The organism is Mycobacterium sp. 94-17, assembly GCF_035617725.1.
GTDB lineage: Bacteria > Actinomycetota > Actinomycetes > Mycobacteriales > Mycobacteriaceae > Mycobacterium.
This window is the reverse complement of record NZ_JAPIYN010000047.1, coordinates 1-3,417: the sequence shown is the minus strand read 5'-3', so window position 1 is coordinate 3,417 and position 3,417 is coordinate 1. Positions and strand designations below refer to the sequence as shown.

The 3,417-nt window shown below is 66.7% G+C and carries 1 protein-coding gene; it reads right to left on the bottom strand.

The features are described from left to right. Positions 1-3,417 (bottom strand): condensation domain-containing protein (locus OQ789_RS25530; protein WP_324689175.1); only part of this gene is annotated, 3,417 nt, incomplete at both ends.

Sequence of the window (3,417 nt, the reverse complement as noted above, 5' to 3'; positions counted from 1 at the left end):
ACAGCAGCAGCTCGACCACATTGCGGTGCGAAATCGCCACCCCCTTCGGCACACCCGTAGTGCCCGAGGTGTAAATCTGATAGGCCACGTCCTCCACGGCCGGCGCAGGCAATCCCGCACCCGGATAGCTCTCGACCACAGGGTCATCAACATCGAGGACCACCAACCCGCGTCCACCCAACCGTCCGGCCGACTCACCGCTGGTGAGCACCGCGACCGGCCCCGCATCATCGAGCACGAACCCAACCCGCGCATCGGGCACCATCGGATCAATCGGCACGTACGCGGCCCCGGTCTTCAACACCGCCAGCGCCGCCACTACCGCCTGTTCCGACCGCGACAACAACAGCCCTACACATCGACCCGGCCCAGCACCTACGTCAATTAGCAACCACGCCAAGCGGTTCGACGCCTCATCGAGCTCCCGATACGTCATCGAACGGCCCTCGAAACTGACCGCCACCGCCTCACCAACACGCTCAACCTGCTCAGCGAACAACACCGGAATCGACACGCCAGCCGACACCGGCTCACCCAACACCGCCCGATTACTCCACCCATCCAGCTGAGCGCACTCGGCCGCATCGAGCACCTCCACCAACGACACCCGACGGGTGGGATCGGTGGTCAACGCGTTCAATAACCGGTGGAAACGCGTGACAATCGTTTCGGCGCTTGAGTTGTCGAACACCTCGGTGTCGTATTCGAGGCGCAGGCCCAGTTCGTGACCCGGCGTTACTTGGATGGTCAGCGGGTAGTGGTTGTACTCGCGGTTGGCGAACGCGGTGATGTTCAGCCCGTCGATGTTGGCTAACGCCGCGGTGTCGATCGGGTAGTTTTGGAATACGAACAGGGTGTCGAAGAGCTGGTCCTGGCCGGTGATGTGGTGGATCTCGTTGAGCGGCAAGTGTTGATGTTCAATGGTTTTGGCATGGTCGTGCCGTAGTTGGTCGATCAGGTCGGTGGTGGTGATCGCGGCCGTGAGGTGGGCGCGGACCGGCACCGTGTTGATCAACAGCCCCACCATCGACTCCGCGCCCGGCACGTCGGCGGGCCGTCCCGAGACCGCCGCACCGAAGGTCACGTCGTGCCGGCCGGTCAGCGAGGCCAGCAATAACGCCCAGCCGGCCTGCAACACTGTGTTGACGGTGGTGTGACACGAGCGGGCCAAATCCCCAACGGCGCAAGTGATCTCGGCCGGTACCAGGTAAGACAGGGAACCGCGCGGTCCCGGTTGCGCCCGGCCCGGCGCACCACCCACCAGTGTGGGGGACTCCAGCCCGGCCAACACGGCGCGCCAGGATTCCCGGGCCGCCTCCAGGTCTCGCCCGGCCAGCCAGGTGACGAACCGGCGATACGGAACCGGTGCCGGCAGTCGCTCTCCCTGATAACTGGCGAACATCTCCGCCAGCAGGATCGGCAACGACCACCCGTCGAGCACGATGTGGTGCGCCGTCACCACGATGCGATGGCTGTCGAGTCCGGTGCGGATCACCGCCACCCGAAACGCCGGCTGATCCCCCAACTCGCACACCGCGGCGCGCTCGGCCGCGCACACCTGCTCGATACCCTCGAGCTCGACACCGTCGAGTTCGACGTAGCGCCACGGCGCCTGGGGGTCGGCCGGGATAACCTGCACCGGGTCGTCGTATTGCCCGTAGAACCGCGCCGCCAGGTTGGGATGACGGCACACCACCACACGCACCGCCTCGGCCAGTCGCTGCTGCTCGAGCGGACCCGCCACCGCGATATCCAACTGCATCGCATAAACGTCGTCACCGCTGCGCGCTGCGGTGCTGGCGTGGAACAGCAATCCGTGTTGCAGCGGGGTCAGCGGCAACACATCGGCGATGTGGTGCTGCCCGGACAGGGCGTCGAGCTGGGCCTGGGTGAGCCGGGCCGGGACGATATCCGACGGGGTCAACCCACCCCCACCACGCTCGACATGCGCACAAATACCGGCCAGAGCCTCAAACCACAACCGGCTCAATCGCTCGACCTGCGCCTCGTCGAGCACCGAGGGCGCCCACATCCAATTCGCCTGCAGGCACGGGCCATCGTCGGTGTCTACCGTGGCGGCGTTGAGGTCCACGGTGTGCGCCAATGGCATCGCAATTTCCCCCGCCACACCGACCAGCAACAGACCCTGCTCGCTGACCCGCCACAACTGATCGCCCTGCACCCCCGCACCGCCGAGGCGCCCCAAATAGTTGAACCCGATCGGCGGGTCACCCCCATCCAGATCAACCTCGGTGTTCAGATACCGCAGCAGCCCATACGTCAGCCCGTCCGGCACAGCGCGCAACTGCTCCTTGGCGTCTTTGACCGCCGCCCCCAGCGCGGCCTCCCCCGCCACCACCTGCGCCCACGACAAGCCCCCCACCCGCAGCGCCACCGGATATTTCGCGGTGAACCACCCCACTGTGCGCGACAGATCGATATCGCCGGCGACTTCCTCGTCACGGCCGTGACCCTCGACATCAATCCCCACCACCGCCGCGGGGTCGCCCACAAACTGCGCCCATGCGACACCGAACGCAATCAGCAAAATGTCTTGCACCCCAGCGTGAAACGCCGCCGGCACGCGCGCCAACAACAACCGGGTGGTCGCCACATCCAACCGTGCCGACAGATGCCCCGCGCTGGCGAATGTGTCCAGGGCCGGGCGCGGCGCCGGCAGCGCAGGCGGAGTCGCGGCCACCTGACACCAGGTGTCGGCCTGCGCCTCTACCTCGGGCCGGCGGGCCCGCTCCGCCAACAGCGCCGACCACCGCACAAACGACGTCCCACCCGCGGCCAACGCGATCGGCTGCCCGCTGTGATGCTGTGCCCACGCAATATTGAGGTCTTCCAACAGGATTCGCCAGGACACCCCGTCGACGGCCAGGTGGTGAATGATCAACGCCAACTCGCCCGTCGCCCGCGCCCACACCGCGCGCACCATCGCCCCGGACGCCAGATTCAGCCCCGAACGGGCCGCAAGCACCGCCGCCTCGGACAACACCGCCACCGCCTGCACGCACCCGCCGGCATCGACCGATCCCGCCTCGGGCACCGTCAACGACCAGCCGTCGGGCCCGTCCACCACACAGGCCCGCAACATCGCGTGCCGATCCAGCAACGCCTGCAACACCACCACCACATCGGCCTTGGTTACTCCGGCCGGGGCCTGCACCACCATGGTCTGGTTGAACTGGTCCGTCGGGCCCTCAAAGGCGTTCAGCCAGCGCATGATCGGGGTCGCCACCACGGACCCCACACCGATATCGAGCACCGCTTTAGAGTCATCGGCCACCTTGGTTACCCACGCCAACCGGGCCACCGTCTGCTCCACAAACAGATCACGCGGCCCACACACCAACCCCGCCGCCCGCGCCCGAGCCACCACCTGCATCGACAGAATGGAATCCCCACCCA